At 66.8% G+C, this 289-nt stretch carries 1 protein-coding gene; it reads right to left on the minus strand.

Translation table 11 applies throughout. The features are described 5' to 3' along the window. Nucleotides 1-194, minus strand: a 194-nt coding sequence (locus tag ACQG3P_RS19315) for a DEAD/DEAH box helicase (RefSeq protein WP_426805940.1), incomplete at its 3' end; no start/stop codon positions are given. Nucleotides 195-289 lie beyond the last annotated feature (95 nt).

A 289-nucleotide genomic window follows, 5' to 3' on the forward strand; every position in this document is an offset into this window, starting at 1 on the left:
GTGCCCAGGTGCTGCAGCAGCGGCAGGCCGAACGCGGCGGTCTTGCGGGTGCCGGTCTGCGCGCCGGCCAGCAGGTCGCGGCCTTCCAGGGCCAGCGGGATCGCCTGCTGCTGGATCGGGGTGGGGTTTTCATAGCCCTGCTCGGACAACGCGCGCAGCAGGAACGGGGCTAGGCCCAGGTTTTCAAAAGACATCGGGTGGAAGCTCCAAAGACGAAGTAACGCCAGGGCGATTGGCCGGACGCAAGGCAGATCGAGTTGATCGGCTGTCTCGGAGCGGTCCCGTGAAC

This window comes from Stenotrophomonas sp. SrG, from assembly GCF_050031795.1.
In the GTDB taxonomy this organism is placed as follows: Bacteria; Pseudomonadota; Gammaproteobacteria; order Xanthomonadales; family Xanthomonadaceae; genus Stenotrophomonas; species Stenotrophomonas rhizophila_A.